This is a genomic window from Burkholderia sp. ABCPW 11 (genome assembly GCF_001523445.1).
Classification (GTDB): domain Bacteria; phylum Pseudomonadota; class Gammaproteobacteria; order Burkholderiales; family Burkholderiaceae; genus Burkholderia.
On sequence record NZ_LOVM01000080.1, the window covers coordinates 1 to 1168 of the forward strand.

Here is a 1168-nt window from a genome sequence, read left to right on the forward strand (position 1 = left end):
TTCAGCAGATCGTCGGTCGACAGCAGCGTCAGGTATTGATCCGCCACCTGCGACACCAGCGAGATCTCCGACGCCTGCCGCGCGTACGACGTCGACAGGTACTGCGCGAGCGCCTGATCCTTCAGGCTCTGCACGCGGCCGAACAGGTCGAGCTCCCACGACGCGGACAGCCCGACGTTGTAGACGCGCGAGATCAGCGGCTGGCCCGTCTGCGACACCCCGGCCGGATAGCGCTGGATGTTGCCCGTGCCCGTACCGTCGAGCGTCGGGAACAGCCCCGCGCGCGTGATCTGGTACTGCGCACGCGCCGCCTCGATGTTCAGCACCGACACACGCAGGTCGCGGTTGTTTTTCAGCGCGATTTCGATCAGCCGCTGCAGGCGCGGATCGACGAAGAACTCGCGCCAGCCGATGGCGGTCGCCGCCTGGCCGTTCGCGCTGCGCGCGCCGGCCGCGCCCGGCTGCGTCGCGTAGACGCCGCCGGCCGGGTACGCCTGCGCGACGGGCGCGTCGGGCCGCTTGTAATGCGGCGCCATCGTGCACCCCGTGGCAAGGAGCGCGACTGCGATTGCAGTCAAAGCGTGTTTTTGCATCATCACTGTCCCTTGTTGCCTTCGTCGCCGTTGCCCGGCTTCTCTTCGTGGTGCGAGTGCTCCTGAGCCAGGCGCAGCGCCTCGTCGACGTCTTCCTTCTCGCCGCTGAAGATCGCACGGATCTTCACGAAGAACATCGGGATCATGAAGATCGCGAGGAACGTCGCCGTGATCATCCCGCCGATCACGCCCGTACCGATCGCGTGCTGGCTCGCCGAACCGGCGCCGTTGCTGATCGCGAGCGGCATCACGCCGAGAATGAACGCGAGCGATGTCATCAGGATCGGACGCAGCCGCAGGCGCGCCGCTTCCAGCGCGGCCTCGATCGGCCCCATCTTCTCCGTCTGCTGCAGCTCCCGCGCGAACTCGACGATCAGGATCGCGTTCTTCGCGGACAAGCCCACGGTCGTCAGCAGGCCCACCTGGAAGAACACGTCGTTCTCGAGGCCGCGCATCGTAGCCGCGAGCAGCGCACCGATCACGCCGAGCGGCACGACCATGATCACCGAGAACGGGATCGACCAGCTTTCATACAGCGCCGCGAGACACAGGAACACGACGAGGATCGAGATCGC

Annotated in this window: 2 protein-coding genes; both read right to left on the reverse strand. The window is 66.5% G+C overall.

Going from position 1 to position 1168, the window contains the following annotated elements; all coding sequences use genetic code 11:
* A partial coding sequence (locus tag WS61_RS26995; protein ID WP_179949708.1) for a TolC family protein occupies positions 1-596 on the reverse strand: 596 nt, incomplete at its 3' end.
* A partial coding sequence (locus WS61_RS27000) for an efflux RND transporter permease subunit (protein WP_179949709.1) occupies positions 596-1168 on the reverse strand: 573 nt, incomplete at its 5' end. The genes WS61_RS27000 and WS61_RS26995, both read right to left, overlap by 1 nt.